This is a genomic window from Pseudomonas sp. MD195_PC81_125, assembly GCF_014060985.1.
GTDB classification, from domain to species: Bacteria; Pseudomonadota; Gammaproteobacteria; order Pseudomonadales; family Pseudomonadaceae; genus Aquipseudomonas; species Aquipseudomonas parakoreensis.
The window spans coordinates 1-1,853 of sequence record NZ_JABULD010000617.1 but is presented as its reverse complement, the minus strand read 5'-3'; the positions used below and the strand labels follow the sequence as shown (position 1 = coordinate 1,853).

The 1,853-nt window shown below is 60.7% G+C and carries 2 protein-coding genes; both read left to right on the top strand.

Annotated elements, in window-relative coordinates:
- Positions 1–170 (top strand): sulfite exporter TauE/SafE family protein (locus HT737_RS24760; RefSeq protein WP_182404183.1); only part of this gene is annotated, 170 nt, incomplete at its 5' end.
- A 246-nt stretch (positions 171–416) separates the two neighbouring features.
- The gene (gene hemN / locus HT737_RS24755) at positions 417–1,799 is read left to right on the top strand and encodes an oxygen-independent coproporphyrinogen III oxidase (RefSeq protein ID WP_047293078.1); all 1,383 of its coding nucleotides are present in this window, start codon (positions 417–419) and stop codon (positions 1,797–1,799) included.
- Positions 1,800–1,853 lie beyond the last annotated feature (54 nt).

The window sequence follows — 1,853 nt, the reverse complement described above, 5'->3', positions numbered from 1 at the left end:
GTTCGGGGCTAGGCACGTGGCCGGTGCTGCTCGCGACAGGGCTGGCTGCCGAGCGGGTGACGGCGTTGCTGCGCAAACGCAGCGTGCGCGTGGCCGGGGGCTTGCTGGTGATTCTGTTCGGGATCTGGACCCTTCCTGGCCCCCACCAACATTGGCTGATGGGTCACTGATCTGATCAAAGCCCTGAGAAGATCCATTGTGGTGAGGGGATTTATCCCCGATGGGGTGCGAGGCGCCCCTGCATTCTTCCATTCATACATTGCAAACAGGTTTACGACTGCTTCGCAGTCGATCGGGGATAAATCCCCTCACCACAAAGCAGTCACTACCAATCCGCCGTTGATGCAAATCAAGAGCCCCGTCGCCGCACCCCGATAGACTCGCCACACTGCCAGCCTATCCGGGGGAATGCCCGCATGCTCGACGCCATTCGTTGGGACACTGATCTGATCCGCCGCTACGACCTGGCGGGGCCGCGCTACACCTCGTATCCGACCGCCGTGCAATTCAACAGCCAGGTCGGCACCTTCGACCTGTTCCACGCACTGCGCGAAAGTCGCAAGGCGCTGCGCCCATTGTCGCTGTACGTGCATGTGCCGTTCTGCGCGAATATTTGCTACTACTGCGCCTGCAACAAGGTCATCACCAAGGATCGCGGGCGGGCACAGCCGTATCTGCAACGCCTGGAACAGGAAATCCAGTTGATTGCCTGTCACCTGGAACCGGCGCAGAAAGTCGAGCAGTTGCACTTCGGCGGCGGCACCCCGACTTTCCTCAGCCATGACGAGCTGCGGCAGTTGATGGCGCACCTGCGCAAACACTTCAATCTGCTGGACGACGATTCCGGCGACTACGGCATCGAGATCGACCCGCGCGAGGCCGACTGGTCGACCATGGGCCTGTTGCGCGAACTCGGCTTCAACCGGGTCAGCATCGGCCTGCAAGATCTCGACCCGGCGGTGCAACGGGCGGTCAATCGCCTGCAGAGCCTGGAAGAAACACGCGCAGTGATCGACGCGGCGCGCACCCTGCAGTTTCGCTCGATCAACATCGACCTGATCTACGGCCTGCCGAAGCAGACTCCGGAAAATTTCGCGCGAACCGTCGAGGAAGTCATCAGCCTGCAACCGGACCGGCTCTCGGTGTTCAACTATGCGCACCTGCCGGAGCGCTTCATGCCACAGCGGCGGATCAACAGCCAGGAGCTGCCAAGCCCTGCGCAAAAACTGCAAATGCTCCAGCGCACCATCGAACAACTGACCGCCGCCGGTTATCGCTACATCGGCATGGATCACTTTGCCCTGCCCGACGATGAGTTGGCGATTGCCCAGGAAGAACAGACCCTGCAGCGCAATTTCCAGGGCTACACCACTCATGGCCATTGCGACCTGATTGGTCTGGGGGTGTCGGCGATCAGTCAGATCGGCGATCTTTACTGCCAGAACAACAGCGATCTGAACCAGTACCAGAACACCCTCGCCGCCGCGCAACTGGCAACCAGCCGGGGCCTGGTGTGCAATGCCGACGATCGCCTGCGCCGCGCGGTGATCCAGCAACTGATCTGCAATTTCAGCCTGGAATTCGCCGAAATCGAGCAAGCGTTCAACATCGACTTTCAGGGCTATTTTGGCGCACTGTGGCCGCAACTGCAGGGCATGGCCAACGACGGGCTGATCAAGCTGGAGCGCGAGCGCATCGAAGTGTTGCCGGCCGGACGCCTGCTGGTGCGCTCGGTGTGCATGGTGTTCGACGCGTACCTGGAACAACAGAACCGTCAGCGTTTCTCGCGGGTGATCTGAAACGCCCTGCTCATGAACCCAATGTATCGCGAACGCCCCGTGTCTTTGTTTGCC

What these genes read in the sequence shown, in the direction of transcription:
- hemN (WP_047293078.1), top strand. Translation starts at nt 417, where the DNA reads ATGCTCGACGCCATTCGTTGGGACACTGATCTGATCCGCCGCTACGAC.